The sequence below is a fragment of the Chitinophaga filiformis genome (assembly GCF_900102545.1).
Lineage (GTDB): Bacteria > Bacteroidota > Bacteroidia > Chitinophagales > Chitinophagaceae > Chitinophaga > Chitinophaga filiformis.
Genome location: NZ_FNBN01000008.1, coordinates 1 through 26,818, shown reverse-complemented (window position 1 = coordinate 26,818; position 26,818 = coordinate 1). Strand labels below are relative to the sequence as shown.

At 46.2% G+C, this 26,818-nt stretch carries 15 protein-coding genes; 2 read left to right on the top strand and 13 right to left on the bottom strand.

All coding sequences use genetic code 11. From position 1 onward, the window contains the following. Nucleotides 1-66: 66 nt before the first annotated feature. The 5 genes from BLR32_RS25985 to BLR32_RS25965 form a co-directional block, all read right to left on the bottom strand. A complete protein-coding gene (locus BLR32_RS25985) occupies nucleotides 67-1,596 on the bottom strand; it encodes a RagB/SusD family nutrient uptake outer membrane protein (RefSeq protein ID WP_089836144.1) in 1,530 nt (509 codons plus the stop codon). A gap of 27 nt (nucleotides 1,597-1,623) precedes the next feature. After that, entirely contained in the window at nucleotides 1,624-5,181 is a 3,558-nt protein-coding gene (locus BLR32_RS25980) for a SusC/RagA family TonB-linked outer membrane protein (protein WP_089836142.1), read from the bottom strand. A gap of 171 nt (nucleotides 5,182-5,352) precedes the next feature. Beyond that, nucleotides 5,353-6,324 (bottom strand): FecR family protein, encoded by a 972-nt coding sequence (locus BLR32_RS25975; protein WP_089836140.1) that lies wholly within the window; start codon nucleotides 6,322-6,324, stop codon nucleotides 5,353-5,355. A 37-nt stretch (nucleotides 6,325-6,361) separates the two neighbouring features. Further along, nucleotides 6,362-7,015, bottom strand: coding sequence for an RNA polymerase sigma factor (locus tag BLR32_RS25970; RefSeq protein WP_089836138.1), 654 nt, complete (start codon nucleotides 7,013-7,015; stop codon nucleotides 6,362-6,364). Between the two features lie 133 nt (nucleotides 7,016-7,148). Next, entirely contained in the window at nucleotides 7,149-8,348 is a 1,200-nt protein-coding gene (locus BLR32_RS25965) for a GTP-binding protein (RefSeq protein ID WP_089836136.1), read from the bottom strand. 236 nt (nucleotides 8,349-8,584) lie between these two features. Between BLR32_RS25965 and BLR32_RS25960 the strand changes: the two genes are divergently transcribed. Then, nucleotides 8,585-10,048, top strand: a complete 1,464-nt coding sequence (locus BLR32_RS25960) for a S8 family peptidase (RefSeq protein ID WP_089836134.1) — start codon at nucleotides 8,585-8,587, stop codon at nucleotides 10,046-10,048. A 94-nt stretch (nucleotides 10,049-10,142) separates the two neighbouring features. Here the strand turns inward: BLR32_RS25960 and BLR32_RS25955 are convergent, their stop codons facing one another. From BLR32_RS25955 to BLR32_RS25940, 4 genes are all read right to left on the bottom strand, one after another. Then, nucleotides 10,143-10,850 carry a LytR/AlgR family response regulator transcription factor gene (locus BLR32_RS25955; protein WP_089836132.1) on the bottom strand — a complete coding sequence of 236 codons (708 nt, stop codon included), beginning with the start codon at nucleotides 10,848-10,850 and terminating at the stop codon, nucleotides 10,143-10,145. After that, nucleotides 10,822-11,910, bottom strand: coding sequence for a sensor histidine kinase (locus tag BLR32_RS25950; RefSeq protein ID WP_089836129.1), 1,089 nt, complete (start codon nucleotides 11,908-11,910; stop codon nucleotides 10,822-10,824). The genes BLR32_RS25955 and BLR32_RS25950 overlap by 29 nt, the downstream gene beginning before the upstream one ends. A 9-nt stretch (nucleotides 11,911-11,919) precedes the next feature. Continuing rightward, a complete protein-coding gene (locus tag BLR32_RS25945; protein ID WP_089836127.1) occupies nucleotides 11,920-13,146 on the bottom strand; it encodes an acyltransferase family protein in 1,227 nt (408 codons plus the stop codon). Between the two features lie 445 nt (nucleotides 13,147-13,591). Next, the gene (locus BLR32_RS25940; protein ID WP_143011596.1) at nucleotides 13,592-14,242 is read right to left on the bottom strand and encodes a hypothetical protein; all 651 of its coding nucleotides are present in this window, start codon (nucleotides 14,240-14,242) and stop codon (nucleotides 13,592-13,594) included. 98 nt (nucleotides 14,243-14,340) lie between these two features. Here BLR32_RS25940 and BLR32_RS25935 point away from each other — a divergent pair, with 98 nt between their 5' ends. Further along, nucleotides 14,341-15,690, top strand: a complete 1,350-nt coding sequence (locus tag BLR32_RS25935; RefSeq protein ID WP_089836123.1) for a sigma-54-dependent transcriptional regulator — start codon at nucleotides 14,341-14,343, stop codon at nucleotides 15,688-15,690. Here the strand turns inward: BLR32_RS25935 and BLR32_RS25930 are convergent. From BLR32_RS25930 to BLR32_RS25915, 4 genes are all read right to left on the bottom strand, one after another. Beyond that, nucleotides 15,681-17,513: an OmpA family protein gene (locus tag BLR32_RS25930; protein WP_089836121.1), complete on the bottom strand. Its 1,833-nt coding sequence runs from the start codon at nucleotides 17,511-17,513 to the stop codon at nucleotides 15,681-15,683. The two genes, BLR32_RS25935 and BLR32_RS25930, sit on opposite strands and share 10 nt — an antisense overlap. Before the next feature lie 15 nt (nucleotides 17,514-17,528). Continuing rightward, nucleotides 17,529-18,530: a PorP/SprF family type IX secretion system membrane protein gene (locus BLR32_RS25925; protein ID WP_176842433.1), complete on the bottom strand. Its 1,002-nt coding sequence runs from the start codon at nucleotides 18,528-18,530 to the stop codon at nucleotides 17,529-17,531. A 43-nt stretch (nucleotides 18,531-18,573) separates the two neighbouring features. Next, complete coding sequence (locus BLR32_RS25920) at nucleotides 18,574-24,999, bottom strand: DUF7507 domain-containing protein (RefSeq protein WP_176842432.1); 6,426 nt, start codon at nucleotides 24,997-24,999, stop codon at nucleotides 18,574-18,576. Between the two features lie 400 nt (nucleotides 25,000-25,399). Continuing rightward, nucleotides 25,400-26,818 (bottom strand): T9SS type A sorting domain-containing protein (locus tag BLR32_RS25915; protein ID WP_143011595.1); only part of this gene is annotated, 1,419 nt, incomplete at its 5' end.

The window sequence follows — 26,818 nt, the reverse complement described above, 5'->3', positions numbered from 1 at the left end:
AATAAAAATAGGGAAGCGCCCCTTCATCAGAGACGCCCCCGTTGCATTCATCTATTTTTTTTGGTATTAATAGCCTGTATTCTGATACATCTTTACCGGATCAAGTTTATACTCGTCAAACGGAATCGGGTAATAACGATCCTTCAGTGCAAAATTGCTCAGCTTCGCAATACCGAAGGAAGCCTGGTCTTTCGCATGGAAATAATCCACCAGTTCCGGCGTTGTGAAGGTACGCAGCAGGTCAAACCAGCGGTGATTCTCGAAAGCCAGTTCAACACGACGCTCGTGCAGAATAGCCAGTTTCAGGGAAGGATATTTTGCGCTGTAAGCAGCATCCTGCATAGCCGTTGCATAATTCGGCATTCCCGCCCTTGCACGCACCTGATCCAGGAATTGGATAGCAGTAGCGTTATCACCCAGGTACATATTCACTTCTGCCAGCATCAGGATCACATCTGCATAGCGGATCAGGATAAAGTCGTTACCACCGTAACCACTCTTACCTGCTGCATCACTTACATCACGGAATTTAGTGATGTACCAGTCTTTTACGTTGCTGGCGTTTGCATAATGCACCGAGAAGTCTTTTCGCAGGTCATTGGCTTCATAATCGTTGATCAGATCACCGGTTACGTTACCACCTACGCCGCTTGTAACTTTCTGAGAGTTGATAGATTCTCCGGCAGCCTGGTTATTACCGGCAATCTTCGAAGAATAAGTCGCGTCACCCTGTTTGTAAACGATCTGCAGGATCAGCTCCGGACAGGAACCTTTCTTATCTACGCTGAAAACGTCTGTATAAGGGATCTCTTTCAGCTCACCGAACTTACGCATATCATAACAGGCTGTCAGGTATTGTTTCGCCTTAGCCAGGTTATCATTGCGTTTACCATCGTTGATGGTCTGTGCGATGGTCAGGTATACCTGGCCCAGTAATGCATTACCTGCTGCTTTGGATATCCTGCCGACATTAGCGCCGGTCTGGAAATTGGGCAGCGGACTATTCACCACATCCAGCAGATCAGCCACGATCTGGCTGTATACAGCTGTATCTTTCGAACGGAAAGTATTCGCTCTCACTTCGTCGAGGCTCATCTGCTTCGTCACTAAAGGCACATCACCCCATTTACGCACCATATGGAAATAGATAAGGGCACGCAGGAACTTTGCTTCTGCTGCGTAAGATTTCTTTGTATCCTCACTGGCGAAGCTGATCTTATCGATGTTTGACAATACCAGGTTGGCCCTGGAGATCACCTGGTACATCGCCACCCAATGAGATTTCAGGTAGGTATTACTTGGCAGCAGGGAGAAATCGCCGAACTGGAAAGGCTCGCCAGCGTTTGACTGGTTATCATTACGACCGGTGTTGTCGGACCGTTCTTCTGTGAACAAACCGCTACCTTCACCAATTGCGTTATCACTTCTCAGGGCCTGGTAGATACCATTCACCGCCAGCAGTACATCATTCTCATTCTGAAAATAATTATCAAGCGTCTGTGCGTTAGGATTGGTCTGGTTCAGAAAATCCTTACTGCAGGAGGATGTTGCCAGCACAGCTGCCAAACCCAGTATAACAGATATTCTATTCTTCATTTTGTTTCTTGTTTAAGCGTCAATAGATCAGAAACCAAGTTTAACACCTGCGTTATAAGCACGAACCAGCGGATACATACCATAATCAACACCTGGCGACAGGTTCGGGCTTGCGCTGGTACCGTTGTAATCTACCTCGGGATTATATCCTTTGTATTTGGTGATCGTGAATGCGTTGTCAACACTTACGAACAGTGTAGCTTTTGATACTCCCAATCTTTCCTGTAAGGAGCGGAATTTGAAGTTATATCCCAGCACCATGTTAGTACATCTAAAATAAGATGCATCCTGCAGGTAGAATGTAGACAAGCGGGTGCTGTTGCTCTGTGTACCTGCGCGGGAAGCACGGTATACTTTACCATTACCTGGCTGAGATGCAGAACGGAAACGGTTTGCTACGTCAGCATACTGGTTGCCGGAACCTTCCATGTTGTACAGGTAGTAATCCTGTCCATCCAGTACCTGGTTGCCATAAGAACCGTTGAAGGAAGAGGAGAAATAGAAATCTTTATATGTAGCAGACAGGTTGAAACCGTAAGTGAATTTCGGATAAGGATTACCAATTACATCTTTATCGGCATCGTTCACTATACCGTCGCCGGTCTTATCATAGAAATACAGATCGCCCGGATGTAATGGATTAGAGCTGGCAGCGGATGGAGCCAGTGTTTTATAGTTAGCTTCAGTAGCTACACCCAGTACTTTGAAACCGTAAAACATACCAACAGGCTGACCTGTCTGCGTGATGTGCGTCAGGTAAGAACGTTCAGCACCGGCCACCAGGATCGTGTTAGCACCACCCATGTCCAGTACCTTGTTACGGTTTACAGAGATGTTACCGCCAAAGTTCAGATGGAAATCTTTACCGTCTATCACTCTTGCATCCAGCTGTAAGTCAATACCTCTGTTACGGATCTTGGAATCACGCAGGTTAGTTAACACCGTTGTAGATCCTGAGATAGCTGAAATAGGCTGTTTAAACAACAGGTTATAAGAATAACTGAGATAGTAGTTAGCGATCACGTTGATACGACCGTTAAACAATCCGATATCCAGACCTCCGTTATACTGTGAGGTAGATTCCCAACCGATCTTAGGGTCCATGATATCGCCGGCGAAAGTACCGGTGTTGATAGTACCCGGAGTACCCAGCGGTACACCGGTTGGAGTACCCATTACCTGTGTTGAATTGTAGTTACCGATGTTGTTGTTACCACTCAGACCCCAGCTTGCACGCAATTTCAGCGTAGAATGCTGGCCTAACCAATCGTGATAAAATGATTCATTAGAGATATTCCAGCCCGCTGCTACTGAAGGGAAGCTACCCCAACGATTTTCAACACCGAAACGGGATGATGCATCTGTACGGAAGGAAGCGGTCAGGTAATAACGGTTATCGTAACTATAGTTGATACGTCCCAGGTAGGACACCAGTGTATAAGTGTATTTAGTAGCATTGTACAGGGTGAAGAGCGCAGGATCAGCACCTTTCGCGTTCAGCTCCTGGATACGGTCGTCCTGGAAGCCTTTTGCCCTGATCTCCAGTTCATCGCCACTTGTTTTCTGTACAGTGTAACCACCCAGTACATCTAATTTGTGTTTGTTGAACTGTTTGCTATAGTTAGCTGTGAACTCACCCAGCTGGTCCCAGATACCGGTATTCTTTGCTCTTGCATTCGCAGCGTTTTTAGCATCTACGGAATAAGGGGCGCTTGTACCGGCACTCAGACTGGTTGGATAATAATAGTCATACTTTTCAGCATAGTTGCTCATACCCAGGTTTGCTTTCAGAGACAGGTCAGGCAGCAGTTGATAAACCGCATAACCATTGTAGGTGCTACGGTTACCTCTACGGCGGATATTGATCTCCTTCGCAATGGCCAGTGGGTTCTCGAAACTGTTATAACCATAAGTAGATGACAATGCCGCTACTTCATTCTTAACGATATTACCTTTGTCGTCAAATGCACGATAAGTAGGCAGCATCAGCAGGGCAGCCATGATTGGATTGTGGTCCCAGCGACCTTCCTCTGTTTCCTTGTTCTGGTTGTTGGTATAAGAAACGTTCATACCAGCTCTCAGTTTAGGATTGATCTGACCATCTATATTTGCACGGAAGTTGATCTTCTTCACACCAGTGTTCAGGATAATACCATCCTGGTCCTGGTAACCACCGCTGATATAGTATTTCACTTCTTTGCTACCACCGGAGAATGACAGGTTATGACGGCTGAACATCGCATTGCGATACAGCAGGTCCTGCCAGTCAGTGTTATACTTTGGCGTGATCACCTTCTGGCTGGCGAAATCGTAGAATGTAGGATCGATCTGCACGGAGTTAGCGTTACCAACTTTTGCAACACGGGTAGCGTTATCGTCAGAGAACATTGCATCAGTCCACTGGAGGCCCTTGTTGACCACCAGGTCCTGGTAAGAATTGTTCCTGCCATCGATCATCAGCTGTGCAAACTGTTCAGCATTCAGCAGTTTAACTTTTCTGGCCAGCTGGTTGATACCAGTCTGAACGTCATATTCAAACTTACCTTTACCTTCTTTACCACGTTTGGTAGTGATCAGCACTACACCACCCGCAGCACGGGAACCATAGATCGCTGCAGATGCAGCATCTTTCAGGATGTCGATAGATTCGATGTCTTCCGGATTGATATAGATATCATTATCCATTGGATAACCATCCACTACATACAGCGGATTTGAGCTTGCGTTGATAGAACCGATACCACGTACACGGATCTTGGTGCTCACATAAGGCGCACCACTCACCTGTGATACCTGTACACCGGCAACTTTACCTACCAGCGCCTGTCCTACTGAAGGAGAAGTCAGGTTCAGCTCACTCGCTTTTACGCTGGATACGGCGCCTGTTACATCACTTTTCCTGATGGACTGGTAACCAATTGCCACAATCTCCTTCAACTGGCTGTTCTGTACTTTCAGCTGAACGTTGATCATGTTTTCAGCACCTACAGTTATTTCCTGCTGTGCGTAACCAATAAAGTTGTAAACCAGCACATCGCCTGTATTAACAGCAATGCTGTATTTACCAGTTACATCGGTAGTTGTATTCTTCTTACTGTTTTTCTCATGGATGCTTACACCTGGTACCGGCTGATTGTTTTCATCCGTTACTGTACCGGAGATCACGATAGGTGTGGCAGCGACTACAGCCAAAGGCAGCAATGATTTTTCCACTGCTTTTCTTTTCTCCAGTTTCAGGAAGATGTGGTTCTCATCTACCTGTCTTACAGTACCCTGATAGCCCTTCAGCAGGTCCTCGAACACGGTGGACAACTCTTCATCGTTTGCCTTGTAGTTAACAGGCTCCATAGCATTTACTGCGGCTGCATTGTAACCAATGGAAAGTCCTGTTTTCTGCTCTATCAGCAGGAATACCTGTTTGAGCGGCTGATTCTTTACATTAAGACTGATACGCGCTTTGCGCACTGTAACAGTGACATACTGATTCTGCACATCATTTGCAAAACAAATCACGTGAGCAAAAAGGAATAAGACAAGCAGTCGCAACTGCCTCTTTGTTGTTGGCGCATTACATTTTATCCGCATGACGCAATATTGATTTTTATTTCATTGTATTTTTTCGACAAATAACTCCCCCCACAGCTGTTGTATCAGCTGTAAAATCCTGCTCAATAACTCGTTCTTTAAATCACGAGAGCAAAAAGGCACAACAGGCTTCAGCACTGCCCCTTCACTGTTAGCACATTACGTTTAACTTTATTCGCATGATGTAGTATTGATTTTTATTTCGTTGTTGTTTACGACATAGGAAATACCGGACAGCTCTTTTATCAGCTGTAAGGCTTTGTCTATTGACTCACTCTTCAATTGTAAAGTATACCGGCAATTGCGCTTCGACACGCCGGTGAGTATGATATGTTTATTGTATTGTCTTTCGAGTACCTCCGCGATCTCTTCCAAAGATGCCTGATCAAAGAATAACTTATTCTGTTGCCAGCCTGCTATAACATCTGCCTTACAGGCTTTCAGCTCGTGCTTGCCGGAACCTGCTTCATAGGTCAGCAGCTGATCTTTCGTTACGCCGGGAGCCAGTACTTCTATACGGTTATGCTCCTGCTTCTCGATACGTACTTTACCGTTCAGTACAGCGACCTGCAAAGCTTTATCGCCCGGATATGCCTTCACATCAAAGGCAGTACCCAGTACCACCGTGCGGACATGACCCGTATGCACTGTAAATGGTTGCTTACTATTTTGTTGGATATCAAAAGTGCCCTGACCTGTAAAAACCAGCTCTCTTGCGTTATCGCCAAAATCGGAAGGAATACCAAGCTTACTGTCAGCGTTCATGATCAGCTTACTACCATCCGGCAGTGTCAGTTTCTTACGTTCCCCTTTTCCCGTTGATATATATGAATAAGTAACAGGCACCGGCTCCTTCATATAGAACTTATATATAAACAGCAAACTGGTAATGGCCAATACCAATACGGCTGCGGCACTGAGCAGGATGTATCTGACAGATCCTCCCCTGCGGGGGAAGAGCGTATGCATGGTATTTACCACTGCTCCGTCAGCAGCAGTTTTTATTTCCCCGCTATCAGGCAATTCTTCAAAACTGTCGAACCACGCCTGTATACGGGCAGCTTCCTCCGGTGTACACTGACCGGCCCGATATTTTTCCAAAAGCGCTAAGAGCGCAGCTTTGTCTGATGATGATGTTCCCATTCATCAGTAAAGTCCTCAAAAGTGGAAAGTAGTACCGTTAAGGAATTGTAAACTCAATGTTACCGGAATGTAAACAGGTATCGGGAAGAAAGCATAAAGCGGTACTGTTGCGAAATTGTACGCTCAATGTGGCCAGCATGTAGACAAGCATCAGGAAGAAAGCGGCCAGGCGTAAGCGAATACGCTTGAGTGCGAGGGACAGATTATTCTTAACGGTCTGCTCGGAAAGGCCATATTCCTGGGCTATTTCAGGGATGGATTTGGATTCCCAGCGACTGGATACGAATATCTTACGCATGGTTTCATTCATCTTTGAGATCTCAGTTTCTACTTCTTCCCTAATTTCTAAGGATATCAGCTGGTCTTCTACGGGGTATGTGGTGGGTTCGTCTTTTTCGAGTAAGGTAGTCTGACGGGCCAGTACTTTTCTATTCTCTATCTGCCAATCGATGATCGAATAGTGCACAGCTCTTTTCAGGTAAGCTGCGATATTATTAATAGTATGCCGGTTCTTCCAGCAGGAAATAAATACCTCCTGTAACAGATCCTTTGCATCATGTTCACTACGGATGCGGGCATAGATATACTTGTACAGCTGCACATTATATCTATACATGACCACCTCAAATGCCTTCTCATCGCCAGTTTGTGAAAGTGATAACAATTCCGCGTCTGTCAGGTTCTCTATCATAATAGTTGGCCGATATGCGGGCACTAAATTATAAAGCCACCTGCTACTTATATGTTATGTTTACGTTAACGGGGCTAAAAAATGTGGGCCGGCCGGAAGACCAGCCCCTTCCTTCATCATCTCTGTCAGGTGTTTACACGGGAAATTCATCCCGGAAACTTGCTCCTTTTTCCATGATTGCAAGCTCTGTTTCATTGCACAGACAATCATTCAGTTCCCGTATGATAGTATCTTTTTCCAGCGCCCTTCCGATGATCACAAGCTCATTGTATCTGTCGCCAAAACGTTTGTCCCATCTTTCTTCAATCTCGTCTTCATTGTCGAGAAACGACGCATAGCGTATCCTCTCCATATAAGGCATGCTGCACCACCATACCCCTGCACGTTCTGCACGCAGACTGCCACCAGCCTGACTCCAGTTCAACGCATCATCTTTACGCGAGGCCAGCCAGAAGAGACCTTTACTGCGGATGATATTCGAATGCCAGTCATTGTTCAGATAATGCCAGAAGCGCTCCGGATGAAAGGGTTTCCTGCTGCGGTATACAAAGCTGCTGATGCCATATTCCTCAGTTTCAGGGGTATGATGTGATTTATTCAGTTCTTCGATCCAGCCTGCGCTCTGACTGGTTTCTTCAAAATCAAAAAGACGGGTGTTCAAAATATGCTTCAGATCTATCTGGCCAAAAGAAGAAGATATGATACGGGCGTTCGCATTCATTTTCCTGATTACGGCTTGCAGCATACCTAATTCTTCCGCCGTAATGAGATCTGTTTTATTCAGGATGATAACATTGGCAAATTCGATCTGGTCTGTCAGCAGGTTTACAATAGTCCGGTGATCGCCTTCCATATCAGTCATCTGCCTGTCCAGCAGCGTTTCAACACTGCTGAAGTCGCGGAGGAAATTATAACAATCCACTACTGTCACAAGCGTATCCAATATTGACAACTGACTGAGATCTATACCATTGGCTTCATCCTGGTAGGTAAAAGTCTGTGCTACAGGTAATGGTTCGCTTATGCCGGAGCTTTCGATCAGCAGGTAATCAAACCGCCCCTCTTTCGCCAGTTGTTCTACTGCTATGAGGAGGTCTTCCCGCAGCGTGCAGCAGATACAGCCATTGCTCATTTCTACCAGTTTTTCTTCCGTCCGGTTGAGCGTTTGTTCCTGTTTCACCAGTTGTGCATCGATATTGACCTCGCTCATGTCATTCACAATCACTGCCACTTTCAGTCCTTCCTTATTATGCAGGACGTGATTGAGCAAAGTAGTCTTACCAGCGCCGAGAAAGCCACTCAGCACCGTAACAGGTAGTCTGTTCGGGATCATATGTTATAGTTATTAAAATAGAAGGTCCGTACCGGGATAATGGGCGCCCGGAAGCGTCTGTGCAGCACTACAGTACTGCACTTCATAGTATTTGCATCTTTGTTGCAAATGTATACTATTTAACATTAAAACCAAATCCTTTTGAAATGATTTTTGCCATAGTCAATGAATTGGCGTAAATTCTGATAGCCACGTTATTTATCTGTCAGGATTGTTAATCACTAAAAACGTAACAGATGAGGACCCCTTATTTTCTGATGGTGGGCGTAGTCGTTATACTGTCCACTTCCTGTCGTAAAACTGATACTACTCCATTCACACCGCCCCGGCAGGACCCACAGGCAATTGTTCCCAAGTCAGTAATCAATGCTTTTGTCAACCAGCAACTGGAAACACATGGCTATTTCGATTGGAAGATGGCCAGTGATACCATGGTCTGGAGCGCCTTGCTGCACGGGGACAGTATTTTATCCGTAGGATATACTACGGCATCCGGCGCAGCCGAAATATTACAATTGATCGGAGAAAAGGAAGGCACAACGCAGCGAAAAGACCAGCGTACTTCCACTGCTGACAAACTACATTTTCTGAATGTACACGTCAGTCGTTTTGAAACGTTGAGGACCTTGCGCGCCTCTCCCAAGGTGCGTTATGCGGAACCCATCGGATATGGCGCCTATATGCGCGATATAAAGCCCAAAGATGCCGCGGTGGCATCAGACATTCTTGCTTCCGGTTGTGGCTATAATTCGGCTAAAACAGACCTTGTAGCGGGTGCTGATTATACGGTCGTATCACCGGCAGCGAAACTGTCCTGGAATTATCCCTATCACCGGATAGAACAGGCCTGGCAGCGGGCCACCGGACAGCACATCAAAGTGATGATCATTGATACGGGCGTCAGTCCGCAGCAGGAGAATCTGGGCAGCATGTTTAACCAGGGCTGGTCTGCCGGCAGGACTATACAAAAACTAGGCACCTACTACAATGGTAGTCCTGATGATCCCTGCGGACATGGTACCAGCATGGCGGGTGTACTCGCAGGTCCCAGAGGTACTGATGGCAACACCGTGGGCATTGCCTACAACTGTGATCTCATTACGGTACATGCAGCAGAGAATGTTGTGCTTCTCTCAACAGACGCCATCAATGGTGTTACCAATGCCTATGTACTGGGAGCTGACGATCCAACGGTGAAGATCATCAGTATGAGCATGGGTACTATCTTCAGTTCCGGTCAGATCAAAGATGCACTCGTTTATGCTTACAGTAAACAGAAACTGATGTTCTGTGCGGCGGGGACCTCTACTTCTTTCTTTGCCAGCTTTGTCGGCGTTATCTTCCCTGCCAATCAGCCACAGGTAGTGGCGGTTACCGGTATGAAAGATAACCTCAAAGACAGGTGCGACGATTGCCATACCGGCAGTAAAGTGGACTTTGCGATCGTAATGCAGAAATCTTCAACAGGTCGGAATCCGCTGAGCATTGCTATGAGCGGGGACGCGCCTTCTACGGTAGGCGGCTCTTCTGTGGCAACGGCCAGCTGTTCAGCCATTGCAGCACTTGTATGGAGTAAGTATCCGGGATATCCGCGCGACAGTATCATTGCCAGGATGGCAAGAGCATCGAGCTATGCGAATAGCAGGAGCAGTAAGTTCGGTTGGGGCATTATCAATGCAGATGCAGCAGTGGGCAACTGATCGCAACGCATGGCGCTCGCCCTGCCGGATTGCCTTTCGCTTCTTATCGTCGCCTGAGTATCTTGTCCGGCAGGATGTGCCGCCTGGCTGTTGACTATCGTTTGAGAATCTTATCCTGCAGGATACGTTGCATGACCTCATCTTTTTGGTAACGGGACACAGGTACCTGGTAACCGGAAAGTCCGAGCGTATTGCCTTCAATAGCATCTATCTTGTCGACAGCGACAAGATAAGACTTGTGCGGCTGGACAAATTTATCAGCCGGCAGGCGTTCCTGTAGCATCTTCAGCGTCAGGTGTGTGATCAGTTTCTTCTCCTTTGTGTAGATAACAATGTAGTTCTCCATGCCCTCCGCAAATAGGATATCCGCAATCACGACCTTCTCCAGTTTGTTATCGACCTTGACGAAGAAATACTCCTGCTGTGGTTTCACCTGCTGCTGCAGACTGAAATAATCAAAGGCCTTATTAGCGGCACGCAGGAAACGATCGAAGGAAATGGGCTTTAGCAGGTAATCCAGCACTTCCAGTTCATAGCCCTGCACAGCATACTTTTCGTATGCCGTGGTGAAGATCACTTTAGGCGGATTAGCCAGCGTCTTCAGGAGGTCAATGCCTGAGAGGTAAGGCATTTCTATGTCCAGGAACAGCAGGTCTACCTGTTCCTGTTTAAGGAAAGCATTTAACTCTACAGCGCTCTCGCATACAGTTACAAGTTCCAGGAAATCTATCTGTCCTATGTAGCCTTGTAATCCTTTTCTTGCATAGGGCTCATCATCCGTGATGACGCATCTGATCTTCATCTTCTTCAGTTATTATGGTCTGGTATACAACAGGTTCAGGTTCTATAGATAAGACTACGCTGAAAGTGCGTTCAGTCTTATTGATCTCAAATGTATGTTTTCCCGGGTACAAAAGCTCCAGCCTGCGTTTCAGGTTCTCTAATCCTATCCCTCCTGCTTTTACAGGCATGGTGATCTTAGGAATGGCGTTTTCCACGATAAAATGTATCCGTTTATTTTTCAGTGAGGCATGGATGTTGATCCAATACTCCCCTCCTACATACTTGAATGCATTTTCCACCAGCGGGAAAAGCAATAAAGGATACACCTGCTGATCATACAGGTCAGGGTCCAGATGAAGATTCAACACCAGTTTATCGGAGGCCCTTACCTTCTGCAGGTTGATGAAAGTGTGCAGGTACTGAATCTCATGCCGGATTGAAACGGTCTGCTGCTGATCGTATAACTGGTAGCGCAGCAGCTCAGAGAATTGCTCTACACTTCTCTTGGCAGCGTTCACGTCTTCATCCATCTGGAAATAAATCGTGTTCAGCGCATTAAAGAGAAAGTGAGGATGTAGTTGTGACTTGAGGAACTTGAGCTCTGCCTGTAACTGGTTGTTCATGACCTCCTGCAACTTCACCTTGTTATTTACATAAGCCTGCAGAAAAGTATTGCTCCGGCTGATACCATAATAGATCAGCGAATATAACAGCGGGATCACATTAATATCCGCTACATCATACCACTGCGCTCCATCATCTGTAAACATAGCCAGCGGTAGGATGAAAATATTCTGGAACAGGATTGTCATCAGGGTAATAGCGCCCAGTTCCTTGAGTACCCGCTTCCGGTAATTATCCATGTCCGCCCAGTGTTTATCAAAGTAGCGATACATATAATGATGGGTACCTATCAGCAGATAACCGAAAAAGATACAGCAGCCGATCTCAAAGAGATTCAATCCCAATGGTCTTTTCCAGAATTTCATACCTGTAACAGTATCCAGCAAAAGCCGGATACTGAAATAGGTGACAAGGCTATAGATGGCGGGAAGATAATATCTACGGAAATTACTCATGCTTGTTCATTATGATACCGGTAATAGTATGCCTTCTTCTGTTGTTGCCCGTTGCTCCTGCTGTTGTTTCTTTTCCTTCTTTGCCAGTGGCTTCATACCGAATAAAAAGCGGCAAACGGGATAAGGTTTGATCAGCAAATGAAAGATACCCATTGACAGGATAAAGGTAGTTATCACAATGAACAGGTATTTGGTACCGATCGTATCCGACGTTTGCACTACATAATATGCAAGGATAACGATAATTGTCTGATGTAAGATATAAAAAGGATAAACTGCCTGGTTGAGATAGTTCAGTGAGCGATGTGGTTTATCGAGGTACTTTTTACCATAGCCGATTGCAGTCAGCACCCAGCCCCAGGCACATATCGCACTTAGTGCAATATACATATAAGTACGCGGATCCTGTTTCCAGTTGGTCAGTACATTCCATGGTTCCACATTATTCCAGCGGAAATAATTGATCGCTACAATAGACGCCAGGGCAACAAGAAATGATGTACGCCGGTTCCTTTCCAGGCTGTTCATCAATGTTGGCTGTGCCATACAGAGAAAACCCGGTAGCAGGAAAGATAACCAGTAGAAGAAATAGCAGTAGTCATGTACCAGGTCGTTCGTTTCGTGAAACTGTCTTGCCAGTGCTGCGTAGAGCATAATACCAGGCACTGTAAGCAGGTAAACCCGTTTCCCTTTTTCCAGCCATTGCAGGGCATTGCGAAAAGCAGCTCCTTTATCAGAAACGATCCAGACAAACAGGGGAGCAAAAAGAATATCATAGATCAGCAGGTAAGCTACGAACCACAGGTGATGCCAGCTAAGATTGCCCTTAGGATAGGCTCCCGTTGTAAACATCTGGCTGTAAAACTGCCAGAAATTTCCTTTAAAGCCCTGTGTAACGCGTTCCAGGTATATCTGTGGAGGAACGATAACAAGGATACCAAGGATCACAGGAATTAATAATCTTCTGACACGTAGTCCGATAAAACCGCCGCCTGTGCGGTGCTGCAGCATAAAATAACTGACAGTACCGGATATAAAGAACAGTAATGGCATCCGGAACAGGTGCATCCAGAGTATCATTTCAAGGAAAAGATTACTGGTTTCCTTATTCCGGATGTGCCATTCCAGTTCGGCTCCAAATGGCATGGCAGAATGAAAGACCAATACACCAAAGATTGCCAGAATACGCAGCCAATCGAGGTAGGCTTGTCTGGTAGTAGTAGTATGAATTTGCATAGCGGGGATGTTTATTGTAAAAGTATCCCTGCCGGCACACCCGGTAAACTTTCTTTGACATATGGCACGCTTCCCGGGGTCAATAGCAAATATTTACCCTGGAGAGCACCGGTTTCCTGGTTACTATAGAGATTAACTCTTCAATTGGGGGCTGGTTATAAACACCCGATACGGTTTTATAGGATAAATGAATCTCTGTTAAAGCGGCAAGCTTTGTTAGATCTGTGGTTATGAAAAGTAGACGGTGTATAGCGAGAGTAAGGAGCACAAAATGTGCGGAACCTTTTAGTAAATCAAATATATGGGAAAACAATCGAAATACCCTAATTATGTTGCTATCTTTTAATCTTAAATAAGATAAAATGCTGCCATGAGCTTTTTCGTCATGGTGTAGTTCTGGTTGAGGTTGGCGCGAATGAAGCACTGACGGGATTATATGGATTGGTTATATAGGTTTTGTAAATCTGATTGTTTTCAAAACATTCATGGCATTTTGTAGAAAGTGTTTACTGAGCGAATCGTCTTTCGTGGTAATCAACTCAAATTGAAATGTAATATCCATGCCTCTTACAGACGAGACTGCATTTAATTCGTAAAATTCCCGGCATGCCATCTCGCTATAAAAATGAGTACCGGTTATATAAAATGGTCTGTCGTATACTCTACATAGGGTATCTATAAAAATATTATTAACCACAGAATCCTCTATCTTTTTTTGCTTCCGGAACTCTTTATTTAACCCGTATATCCATGCCGTATCACCCTCGCCAAGGTACAAATGAGGGCTATAAATAATTGTGACACGATCTACCGAATCAGTAGGCGGATAAAAGAACCAACCACTTTCCTTATAAACTCGCCATAGTGAGGATTGAAAACGGCACTTCATCTTATCACAACTTGAGCAGTCTGAACCATGTATCCATGAGAAAGCTGTGTCATAGCGTTCAGGTACATACATCGTGACTATGCCCAAACTATCCATCAACTTCACCGCCACTTTCCGCGAATGCGCAGGCCTGTATTCCGGCATCTTCATATGAAAATAATTGCAACCCACACAAAACAGAACAAGAACGACTAACAAAGTTCTCATAAGCATCAGGATAATACCACAAGATGATCATTTACCCCGACATTTCCCAATCAGATAAAGATCCCAAAGAATATGTAATTTTGCCGCCAAATGATCTTATGACCGGAACTGTCCTTATAATAGACGACGAAGAGAAGCTGCGCAGCCTGATGAAGAGGATTATTGCATTGGAAGGCTTTAATGTACTGGAAGCCGGCAATATCAAAAGTGCTCAGAAAATAATCGACAAAGAAGAAATTGACGTAGTACTGTGCGACGTAAAACTGCCCGACGGCACCGGCGTCGACTTCTCCAAAACACTGAAAGAGAAATATCCTTCTATAGAAATCATCCTGCTGACAGCCTACGGCAATATTCCCGATGGCGTACAGGCGATCAAGAACGGGGCCTTCGACTACCTCACCAAAGGCGACGACAACAACCGCATTATTCCGCTCCTGAACAGGGCAATAGAAAAGGTCCAGCTACAGAAACGGATTGAGAAACTGGAAAGCCAGGTAGGCAAGAAGTACAGTTTTGACAGCATCCTCGGTACCTCCCGCCCTATCCGCGACGCTATCGAGCAAGCCAATAAAGTGGCTCCTGCAGATACGACCGTTCTGTTACTCGGTGAAACTGGTACCGGTAAGGAAGTATTTGCGCAAGCTATTCATAATAATAGTAAGAGAGCCGGCAAGCCTTTCGTGGCCCTTAACTGCAGCGCCTTTAGCCGGGAACTGCTGGAAAGTGAGCTATTCGGCTATAAGGCAGGCGCTTTCACCAATGCCAACCGCGATAAGAAAGGTTTGATTGAAGAAGCCAACACCGGCACGATCTTCCTGGATGAGATCGGGGAAATGCCTCCCGATCTGCAAAGTAAACTGCTCAGGGTACTGGAAACCAGTGAATTCATCAAAGTAGGCGATACGAAGCCCACTAAGGTCAATGTGAGGATTATTGCAGCTACGAACCGCGACCTGAAAGAAGAGGCTGAAAAGGGGCATTTCCGTGAAGATTTATACTATCGGCTGAACGTCTTCGCCATTACTCTGCCTCCCTTAAGAGAGAGAAAGAAAGATATCCCTGCCCTGACAGAATTCTTTGTAGGTTTCTTCTCCGCCAAGACCAACCAGCGCAAGCCGAATATCATACCTGCCTTCATTGAAAAGCTACAACTCCATGAATGGAAGGGTAATATCCGCGAATTAAAGAACGTCCTGGAAAGAGCGGTGATACTTGCCGGAAGTGATGATCTATCCGTAGAACATCTCCCGCTTGATCTCCAGATAGCAGACAAATCTACTACCGGACTTTCCTCCTTTGACCTTGCCAGCGTAGAGAAGCTGCATATCATCAAGGTATTACATCATACCAAAAACAATAAGACAGAAGCCGCCCGACTACTGAATATCGGGCTGGCCACTCTCTATCGTAAGATCGAGGAGTACGGGATCAATCCTCAGTCATGAACTACCCTTAATGTAGTTCTCCTGTTCTCCCGGTGTTCCGCTTCCCCACAAGGCACGTCATTTCCGCAGGGATTGACCAATTCCTTTTCTCCCAGGTTCTCATAATAGAGCCTGCGGGCTGCTACACCTTTTTTGATCAGGTAGTCTATCACCGCATAACAACGTAGCGCCGACAACTTGATATTATATTCGTCCGTACCACGGCTATCCGCATAGGAACGTATCATCAGTTTCCAGTGAGGATACTGCTGTAACACCACTGCTACCCTATCCAGCATGTCCCTGGATTCGGTCAGGAGTATAGCGCTGTTATAGTCATAATGAAAGCGCAACTCCTGCAGTTTGTGTATGACTGCACTATCAGTCGGATTGAGCGTAGGTATAGGCGGCGTATTGTCAGCAACCGTTTTCTCAGGCACAGACGCTTTGACGGTATCCGGCGCAGGTGGCTTTCCTGCAGAAGGATCGGTCAGCTTCTCTGTGAAATGTGTTTCCAGGAAGTGATAGATATCATCACCTCCTCCGCCTCCGTGACGATTAGACGCGAAATAACCCTCATAGTTATTGCCTTTCATGACAAAACCCAGATCATCCGCACCGGAGTTAAAAGGACTGCGGAGGTTACGGGGCTGGCTCCATTCACGGCCACTACCTTCTGCCCTGAAAATATCAAAGCCACCCATTCCGGGATGGCCTTTGCTTGAGAAGTACAATACGTCCTGCTCATTAATAGTAGGGAAAGTTTCATCATAGCGGGTATTGATCACAGGCCCACAGTTGACGGGCGCTCCCCATTGATTATTGGGCAGCCGTTCACTATACCAGATATCCGTTTTACCTATACCTCCCGGTCTGTCGGATACAAAATAGATGACAGTACCGATACTATTCAATACGGCATTGCCGGTATAACTACCAGCAGCATCCAGTGCAGCAACAGGCACGAGCGGAGACCACTTATCCCCTTTCTTAAAAGACCAGTAGAGCGACATTAAACGCCGTCCGTTCACTGGGCCCTTCTTCTTCCTGTCGGCCATATCTTTACCATCTGCATTCAGGGTGACGTATACCGTATCCTCCCTGTTGTTAAAGCAAACCGGACCTACATGGTAAGGCAGGTTCCCCAGTAGATCCGGTAGTATTTCTTCTAAAAAAGTATTTGCCCTGCTACCTTTCGAATATTCCCTGAAAAGATATGGTTTAAAGTACGGTTGATTTACCCTTGGGTCCATATCCGGATTGCGCTCCGATCCTGTCGTAAGGGCCATTTTCCGATACCCGTTGGATTCCAGCAGCAGGCCCCCTTTCATCACACCGCTTACCCAGTCATCGCCTACAGTGCTGAGCTCTTTGATATTCTCCAGTGCATAGGTCGCCACAGTATCTTTCTTCCATAGCAGCGCACTATCGCAGCCTGCGATGGCCGTATTTTTCCACTGGACCTCGTCTGCATTGGCGGGATTAAACCGGGACAGGTATACCCTGGCAGTATCATACTCACCGAGGTTCTTCTGTATTTCAGCATAGACAGCCATAATGTAAGACGGACAACCGGCATGCTCGATCATGCGCTTATACCAATACCCGGCTTCCGCAAAATGTGCTGTCTCACGATAACACTGCGCCGTCCTCTCCAGGAGTTTAAGCGACGCCTTCCTGCCTTTCTTATTTGCCAGCCTGGTATAGAGGTTGGCCGCAACGGCATATTCTTCCCGAACAAAAGCCTCATCTCCCAGTTCCATCAGGCTTTTCTCTTCCTGCCCATATAAGAGCACGGGGCAACAAAGTAAAATGATCAATGTAACGAACGAACAACGTAGCATATTTAATCCCCTCCTTTAGAAATAACGTGGACTTGATGTACTGAACTTCTTCCGCGGGAATAAAACACCTACCGATATTTCATGCGATCCTCCCTGTGTTCCCGCCAGCTCATTAATATTCAAATCATATGCATAACCAATGCGCCATTTCCCTCCTATATAATATTCAACGATGGCGCTTGCAGCATTGAGCGATTCCAGTCCATTAGGCAGTTGTTTCTTCCAGACCGGGACCGCCGTCCGAAAGGAACCTCCGATCCAGAACACCCTGTCGATCAGCAGCATAGCATTCACATCGAGATTGGTAGGGCCTTTGAAATCATCCTTGATCATCAGCGACGGCTTTAGCTGCAGATGCTCAGACAAAGGGAACATCACGCCTGTCGTCAGGTAGATATGCTGCGACTTCCGGATGTTCTGATAATTATATCCTTTCCAGGCATACTTAGTACTGGTATATCTGCTGAACAGGTCCATCACCGACAGCCCCACATAAAATGAAGGTGAGTGATAATAGACGCCAAACCTGGCATCAGGTGTATAGGCATTCACTCCGCCACCAGGAAACACGGGATCATCACCATCAAAGTATGCCAGCGTATTCCCTGCCAGGCGATACTGCGTCACTCCTACTCCCAGCCCAAAGCATAAACGGCGCGTTTGCTCTGCATCCAAAGCAATGCGGTAGGCATAGGAAGCATAAAAAGAATAGGATGTTTGCGGTCCTACTTTATCTGCCATCAGCTGTAGCCCCAGTCCAAAACCGGCTCCTGCTTTCAAAGGGCGTATTGGTCCGTCAAAAGACACGCCCCCGGTAACCGGTGCACCTGGAAAACCAGTCCATTGCTGCCGGTAGATAGTATTGAGATACCAGGCATCTTTATATCCTGCATAGGCAGGGTTTACACTCAGCCCATTAAATACATACTGGCTGAATTGTACGTTTTGCTGCGCGCTTGTCTGCAAGCTGGCAAAGATCATCAATAGTCCCGTGTACAAACCTTTTCGTAAGCACATAACTGTTTGTTTGATAACAAAAAATCTCCTCATCTGTAATTCATCAGTTTCGTTTTACCACAATCCATCCCTTGTATATTTTTGTTCCTCCCGGTAGCTTTAATTCCAGTTTATAATAATAAGTGCCTTCACTTAATCCTTTGGCGGCCCAGTCATTCTGATATGCCTTCGTCTGATATACCATACTACCCCAGCGATTGAACACATATAAAGCAGCAGGCGGATATTTCTCAAGCCCTTTTATGATGAAATATTCATTCTTGCCATCTCCATTAGGACTCATGGCGTTCGCAAATTCAAGATCGTTGCTCGGATTGGTTTCTATCACAGTACCCGGTGTACCGCTGCAGCCACTCATGTGAGGATCACAGCCTGATGTAGGATGATCCGTTTTTCCATCAGATGCCACAGCTGTATTTGTAATAACAACCCCGGAATCCAACTGGTCAGCCACCTTCACTTTAAATGAGAGATCGACCACTGCACCTACAGGAATATCCTTCACCTCCCAGGTAACAGTATTGCTGCCTGCATCGAAAGAACCATTCTCTTCAGCACTTTGGAATGTAGTGAGTGCAGGTACCGGATCATTCACGGTAATAAGTGGTAGCCTCACATTGCCTGTATTACGTACATGTATGGTATAGGTCAATATCTCACCGGGACTCGCCTTGTCTGCACCACTAGCCGTAACAACTCCTTTCCATGCTTCAAATTTCACCAGTGTATCCACCTTTATATCTGTAGCAGGACCAGGCGGCGGGTTCGTCATCGGGTTGTTCGGATCATTCGGATCAGCAGGATGGGTGGGATCATTGCCCTTGCCATTACCGTTATCTACACCTGCAGTATTGATAATGCTGATAGCGCCGCTAAGATCTTCCACCACTTTCACGGTGAATGAACGGGTAATGTCAGCACTGCCGACAGGTATCGTCGCAATTGTCCAGCTTAATTTGCCTGCAGATGGTACAATACCTTCTTCTGCACTTACAAATTCCGTATAATCAGGAACGTTATCACTGATTACAACATTGGCTAGTGTAGCATTTCCAATATTCCGTACGTGAATGGTATAGGTGACCAGATCACCGGTCGTTACGCCTCCATTGGCGCCTGTTCCGGTATAGCTGGCGCTTTTCCAGTTGGCTGAGTTCTTGCCATTGTCTACAGGCACTTCCGTGGAAGGATCATTCGGATCAGGATTCGGATGCGGATTATTAGGATCATTAGGGTCCGGTGGTGTGGTAGGATGCCCGCCTGTACCATCGCCATTATCTACATCCGCCGTGTTGGTAATATATCCGGCACCGGTAAGATCACTGACCACCCTCACTTTAAAGCTACGCAGTGCATCTGCTGCACCGAATAGTATTTCAGGGATTGTCCAGGTTAATTTGCCTGTGGCATCAGGACTAATACCATCATCTGCACTGATAAATTCAGTATAAGCAGGCATCATATCACTGATCTTCACATTTTCCAGTTTCACATTACCGGTATTACGAACGTGGATAGTGTACGTGATCACATCGCCTGCTTTCACCATTCCATTTATACCTGTCCCGGTGTAAGCTGCACTTTTCCAGTTCACAGAGCTCTTATCCTGCTCAACCGGTATATCTGTAGATGGATCATTCGGATCAGGTGTTGGATGTGGATTGTTCGGATCATTAGGATCCGGTGGCACACTTGGATGTTCTCCTGTACCGTCTCCGTTATCTATACCGGCGGTATTAATAATGCTGGTTGCGCCTGTGAGATCAGTTGCCACTCTCACTATAAAGCTGCGGGTAACATCAGCACCACTTACCGGGATGTTTTTAAGCGTCCAGGTGAGTTTACCTGTAGCATCCGGCGTGATACCGCCTTCGGCACTTACAAACTCAGTATAAGCAGGGATCTTATCTGTAACGATCACACTTGCCAGTGTAATATGACCGGTATTGCGGACATGTATAGTATAAGTAATAATGTCTCCCGTTCTCACTTTTCCATTTGTGCCGGAACCTGTGTAACTGGCGCTTTTCCAGTTAACCGATTTATTGCCGCCATCATCTGCCGGTATATCTGTAGAAGGATCATTCGGATCTGGCGTCGGATGCGGATTATTAGGATCATTAGGATCTGGTGGTGTAGTAGGATGATCGCCTGTACCGTCACCATTGTCTACATAGCCGGTATTAACAATACTGGTCACGCCCGTCAGATCGTCTATCACTACCACTTTGAAGCTACGCACCACATCCGGTGCGCCCACTGCTATACTCGGGATCGTCCAGGTCAATTTCTTCGCAGCATCCGGTACGATGCCACCATCTGCACTGACGAAGGAGGTATAAGCAGGGATCACATCAGTGATGGTCACATTAGTGAGTGCTTCATTGCCTGTATTGCGGACATGTATAGAGTAAGTGATCTCATCCCCTGCCTTCACTTTTCCAGCAGCGCCGGTACCCGTGTAGCTGGCGCTCTTCCAGTTTGTAGAGTTCTTATTATTATCAACCGGCACCTCCGTAGAAGGATCATTCGGATCTGGATTTGGATGAGGATCATTAGGATTGTTAGGATCAGGTGGTGTGGTAGGATGGCCACCAGTACCATCACCATTGTCTACATCTGCTGTATTCACAATCGTTGTCGCCCCTGTCAGATCAGTTGCCACCTTTACCTTGAAGCTGCGTACTACATCACCTGCTCCCACAGCAATACCCGGGATGGTCCAGCTCAGTTTTCCGGTAGCATCCGGAGTAATACCGCCATCTGCACTTACAAAGGTGGTATAGGCAGGCATCATATCGGTGATCAATACATTGGTCAGTGCCACATTACCGGTATTGCGGATATGGATGGTATATGTGATCTCATCACCTGTTTTCACCTTGCCATTCGTACCTGAGCCGGTGTAGCTGGCACTTTTCCAGTTAAGGGACTTTTTGATCTGATCAACGGGTACTTCAGTAGAAGGATCGTTCGGATCAGGGCTTGGATGAGGATTATTGGGATTATTAGGATCCGGTGGTGTACTCGGATGCTCTCCTGTACCATCACCATTGTCTACACCTGCAGTATTGATAATGCTGGTAGCACCTGTAAGATCAGCTGCCACTCTTACTACAAAGCTGCGCGTTGCATCAGCCCCACCTACCGGGATGTTTGCAACGGTCCAGGTAAGCTTACCTGTAGCATCAGGCACAATACCTCCATCTGCGCTTACAAATACAGTATAGGCAGGTATATTATCATTGATAATAACACTAGGGATAGTTCTGTGCCCGGTATTGCGGATATGGATGGTATAAGTAATAAGATCGCCGGTCTTTACCTTTCCGTTTGCCCCGGTGCCTGTATAACTGGCACTCTTCCAATTGACAGATTTATTGCCGCCATCATCTGCCGGTATATCTGTAGATGGATCATTCGGATCAGGCGTCGGATCCGGATTATTTGGATTATTCGGATCTGGTGGTGTAGTGGGATGATCGCCTGTGCCATCACCATTGTCTACATCCCCGGTATTAAGGATACTGGTAACACCAGTCAGATCATTCACCACTTTCACTTTGAAGCTCCGTACAGCATCCGCTGCACCTACTGCTATACTCGGGACGGTCCAGGTTAACTTACCGGTGCCATCCGGCACGATGCCACCATCCGCGCTTACAAAGGAAGTATAAGCAGGGATCATATCGCTGATCTTCACATTGGTAAGTGTTACGTTACCTGTATTGCGGACGTGGATGGTGTAAGTGATCTCATCTCCTGCCTTCACTTTTCCACCAACACCTGTACCGGTGTAGCTGGCGCTCTTCCAGTTTGCAGAGCTTTTATTATTATCCACCGGCACCTCCGTAGAAGGATCATTCGGATCAGGAGTCGGATGTGGATTATTAGGATCGTTCGGATCAGGTGGTGTGGTAGGATGCCCACCTGTGCCATCGCCATTATCTACATCTGCTGTATTGACAATGCTGGTAGCGCCGGTAAGATCAGCGGCAACCTTTACCTTGAAGCTACGCACTACATCGGCTGCACCTACTGCAATAGAAGGAATCGTCCAACTCAGTTTCCCGGTAGCATCCGGTACAATACCGCCATCGGCACTAACAAAGGTGGTATAAGCAGGCATCATATCGCTGATCAATACATTAGTCAACGTTACATTACCGGTATTGCGGACATGAATAGTATAGGTGATCTCATCGCCTGTCTTCACCTTTCCAGCTGTACCGGAACCTGTATAACTGGCACTCTTCCAGTTAGCCGATTTCCTGATCAGGTCAACAGGTACTTCAGTGGACGGATCGTTCGGATCAGGGCTTGGATGCGGGTTATTGGGATTATTTGGATCAGGCGGTGTACTGGGGTGTTCTCCTGTCCCATCGCCATTGTCTACACCTGCAGTATTGATAATGCTGGTCGCTCCTGTAAGATCAGTGGCCACTCTCACTACAAAACTGCGGGTCACATCTGCGCCACCTACCGGGATGTTTGTAAGCGTCCAGGTGAGTTTACCCGTAGCATCAGGAACGATACCACCATCTGCACTTACAAATACGGTATAGGCAGGTACAATATCATTGATCACAACACTGGGGATCGTTACGTGACCGGTGTTGCGGACATGTATAGTATACGTAATAAGATCGCCTGATTTCACTTTTCCGCTTGCGCCGGAACCCGTGTAGCTGGCACTCTTCCAGTTAGCGGATTTATTACCGCCTCCATCTACAGGTATGTCGGTAGCTGGAATATTAGGATCAGGAGTCGGATGCGGGTTATCAGGATTATTCGGTTCAGGTTGGGTAGTAGGATGATCGCCTGTACCGTCGCCATTGTTCACTGATGCAGTATTAGTAATGTTCGTGACACCAGTCAGATCATTCGCCACCCTCACTGTAAAGCGGCGAATCTCGTTTGTTACACCTACTGCGATGGTAGGGATTGTCCAGGTCAGTTTACCTGTAGCATCAGGAACGATACCGCCGTCTGCACTTACAAACTGTGTATTAGCAGGTATCTTATCAGTGACGATTACATTAGTGAGGTTGACGTTCCCGGTATTGCGCACATGCACCGTATAGGTGATCAGTTCTCCCGCCTTCACCGGAGCGCTTGTAGCTGCACCAGGATAGCTGGCGCTTTTCCATTGCTGTGAAGACATCACATCATCATCGGCGATGGTTACGGTGCCCGGATTAGTACCTATTGGCGGTGCACCCGTACTTAATGTAAGGCTGGTAATAGTCAGGATCACCGTTTCCGGTCCTTCAATAGTATTATCGTTCTTTACCGTTACCGGTATAGTGACGTTGCTGCTACCTGCAAGAATTGTTTTCGTCAGCGTGATAGTATTATAGTCTGCACCATTCGTTGCGGTACCTGTGATGGTATATCTTATAAGCATGGTTGCCGTTGCAGCATATCCGGCGGGCCAGCCTACTACAAAGCTACCATCGTTACCGGCACCTCCCGGTTCTCTACCGTCAACGGTACTCTGTACGCCAACAGGGATATTAATATCATCGTCTTCAATGATAACAGTAGCAGTTTTCTTAGCGGGGTTATAAGAGAATTTTATATTGGATACTGCCGAGAAGCTGTTGTCCTGTATTGTCATCTCTACAATTTCATTTCCCTCCACCAATTGATCATCGTTTACCTTGATCGGTAGTGTCAGACTGTTGGTATTTGCGGGCAATACAACATCTCCTGTCAGTGTCGTATTATTATAATCATAAGTAGCACCTGGACCACCGGTAGCGGTCGTAGTACCACCTATCGCATATTTTACATGGATATCTTCATTGAAGGTAAGAGACGGAGGTAAACTGATGATGAAGTTCCCATCACTCGCAGTACCGCCGCCCAATTCCTTTCCGTTGTTCACCCGCTCTATACTGATCCTGTTATCATTATCTATCACAGTGGTGGTAAGTCCGCGGTGAGGTGTGAGATAGTCAACGCCATCTGTACCTAAAGCAGATGTCATTGTAATTTCGAGGTTCTCATCACCTTCAATAAATGAATCATCTATTGCGGCAATGTCGAGCAGCACTTCTGTTTGTCCTGCGGGCAGGATAATACTGGTAGGTAATGTATTAAAATCCACACCGTTGACGGCGGGATTTGTTACGGTAGCATTTATGGTATAAATGATCTCTATATCAACAGGGGCAACAGCTCCATTCAGCATTCTAAAAGCGATAGTACCATGGCCTCCTCCTTCTTCTGCCCTTGCAACGTCAAATATATCCACTCCATCAGCCATGGCATGGAGTGTGTTTGTAGCAGCTTGTTTCGTCCTCCCGTCATCGGGCAAACGGTTCATTGCTAATATCCAACCGCCCAGGAATGTACTGAACGCCAGGAGTATAACGGCGCTATACCATTTCTTTATAAAGAGGGAAAGTACCTGTCGTACTTGTGTTGACAGGTAAGTGTTGTTAGAACCAGATATCTGATACATAAGGCAACAGCAGTTTAACGTATAGCATGCGTTATACATTCCTGATTAAACAGGATGGTGGTCAGCATCTATCACGTAGCAGAATATACGTAGTGTTAATATTTATTTCAGACAAACATTGGGTATATGATGCGTTTGTCTATAAAACGGTAAACTTACCTGATAGCAGGCAAGTCAACAGGATTCCGGTACTTGTAAAGTTGTGCATAGATTAAGGGTATTATAGGTGTCTACTTAATAATTACTCACTGTTGTTATTGCTTATAAAAATAATACAATTACTTAACAATAAGAAAAAAAACTCCATATATAAATGCTATAAAGGACAAATTCCCACATGCTCCAAACGCCTTCCTGAAAAGGAAAGCGTCCGAAGCATGTAAGAAAATATTATCCGGTTTTATCTAACGAGTAACAGCTTACTCGTATATATTTTTCCGTTAGCTTTTATGACACAGAAGTGTGTACCTGCTGGTAGTGCTCCCGCATCAAGTGTTAACCTGTACGTTTCGCCTGCATGTACCTCCTGATTGAATAAACGCTTCTCCATATGTCCCAGCATGGCGTTATAGATCTCCACTGTTACCTTTCCGCTCACCGGTGATTTAAACGAGATGACCGTTTTATCAACAAATGGGTTAGGAGCAGTTTTGTATTCCAGTGGTGCTGTTGCTGCCATCATAGTAGAAGCAGGAGCAGATGTAAGAGTAGAAGTAGCAGGTGTTGCCGTCAACGTTAACCGTGCGGTGTTCTGACATCCGTTACCTCTGTCTGTTACAATGAGATCAAACGTACCCTTCACACCGGCATTACCTGCCTGGTATATCAGTGATGCGGTCTTATCACCATCTATCATCTGCCAGCTGCCATCAGGCGAAGTGAGTGTCCATGCATAAGTTGCGTTGACAACTGTTTGGGCATTGATCACGTCATCACTCAGCGGCTCAGGATTTGAAGTTGGTGCGATAATTACTGCGTCGGGCAGCTTCTTATCTTCTTTTACTTCTGTTTTCGTAGAGACGAAACAACCGTTGCCTGGATCTGTTACTGACAGGGTGTATGTACCTGGTTTTGTAACAAAAATAGTTGCTGTTGTTTCGTTAGAGATACCAGGACCAGTCCATTGGTATGTTGCGCCTCCGAGAGCGGAACTACCTCTCAGCGTAACGATGTCATTGTCGCAGGTCAGCGGACCATCATTAGATACCGTTACGTTACCAGGAGGTGTGATATTCTGATCTACTGTCGTAGAAGTAGTCACATAACATCCGTTGGCATTATTGGTAACTCTTAATGAATAGGTACCTTTCGCATTTACATTCACGTCCTTGGTGGTGGCAGTGAAAGTACCTGGTCCGGTCCACTTGTAAGAAACGTTTCCTGTAGTAGTGTTACCTGAAATCTTTACCAGCGTCTTCGTACAAGTCAGCGGTCCGTCATTGCTTGCCTGTACATCAGCAGGAAGTGTAATGTTTTGTATTACTGTTACGCTATCCTTTTTAGTACAACCATTCGAAGCTGTAGCGGTTACATAATACTTACCACCTGCCGACACATTTATCGGATTCTGACCAGTTGTAAACCCTGTCCAGGTGAACGTTGTGTTTGCAGTGGTAGATGACGCTGTTAAGTTAAAGTTCGTCAGGTCACATGTCAGTACCTGCGGTGTGCTGATTGTCAGGTTCGGTTTATTGATATCCTGAATCACGGTCACACTATCCCTCGTGGTACACCCATTGCTGGCTGTTGAAGCCGTTACATAGTACTTACCAGGTGCACTTACACTGATCGGGTTCTGACCTGCTGCATTACCCGTCCA

What these genes read in the sequence shown, in the direction of transcription:
- BLR32_RS25920 (WP_176842432.1), bottom strand. Translation starts at nt 24,999, where the DNA reads ATGTATCAGATATCTGGTTCTAACAACACTTACCTGTCAACACAAGTA.
- BLR32_RS25960 (WP_089836134.1), top strand. Translation starts at nt 8,585, where the DNA reads ATGAGGACCCCTTATTTTCTGATGGTGGGCGTAGTCGTTATACTGTCC.
- BLR32_RS25945 (WP_089836127.1), bottom strand. Translation starts at nt 13,146, where the DNA reads ATGCAAATTCATACTACTACTACCAGACAAGCCTACCTCGATTGGCTG.
- BLR32_RS25975 (WP_089836140.1), bottom strand. Translation starts at nt 6,324, where the DNA reads ATGGGAACATCATCATCAGACAAAGCTGCGCTCTTAGCGCTTTTGGAA.
- BLR32_RS25935 (WP_089836123.1), top strand. Translation starts at nt 14,341, where the DNA reads ATGACCGGAACTGTCCTTATAATAGACGACGAAGAGAAGCTGCGCAGC.
- BLR32_RS25985 (WP_089836144.1), bottom strand. Translation starts at nt 1,596, where the DNA reads ATGAAGAATAGAATATCTGTTATACTGGGTTTGGCAGCTGTGCTGGCA.
- BLR32_RS25930 (WP_089836121.1), bottom strand. Translation starts at nt 17,513, where the DNA reads ATGCTACGTTGTTCGTTCGTTACATTGATCATTTTACTTTGTTGCCCC.
- BLR32_RS25970 (WP_089836138.1), bottom strand. Translation starts at nt 7,015, where the DNA reads ATGATAGAGAACCTGACAGACGCGGAATTGTTATCACTTTCACAAACT.
- BLR32_RS25965 (WP_089836136.1), bottom strand. Translation starts at nt 8,348, where the DNA reads ATGATCCCGAACAGACTACCTGTTACGGTGCTGAGTGGCTTTCTCGGC.
- BLR32_RS25925 (WP_176842433.1), bottom strand. Translation starts at nt 18,530, where the DNA reads ATGTGCTTACGAAAAGGTTTGTACACGGGACTATTGATGATCTTTGCC.
- BLR32_RS25980 (WP_089836142.1), bottom strand. Translation starts at nt 5,181, where the DNA reads ATGCGGATAAAATGTAATGCGCCAACAACAAAGAGGCAGTTGCGACTG.
- BLR32_RS25940 (WP_143011596.1), bottom strand. Translation starts at nt 14,242, where the DNA reads ATGAGAACTTTGTTAGTCGTTCTTGTTCTGTTTTGTGTGGGTTGCAAT.
- BLR32_RS25955 (WP_089836132.1), bottom strand. Translation starts at nt 10,850, where the DNA reads ATGAAGATCAGATGCGTCATCACGGATGATGAGCCCTATGCAAGAAAA.
- BLR32_RS25950 (WP_089836129.1), bottom strand. Translation starts at nt 11,910, where the DNA reads ATGAGTAATTTCCGTAGATATTATCTTCCCGCCATCTATAGCCTTGTC.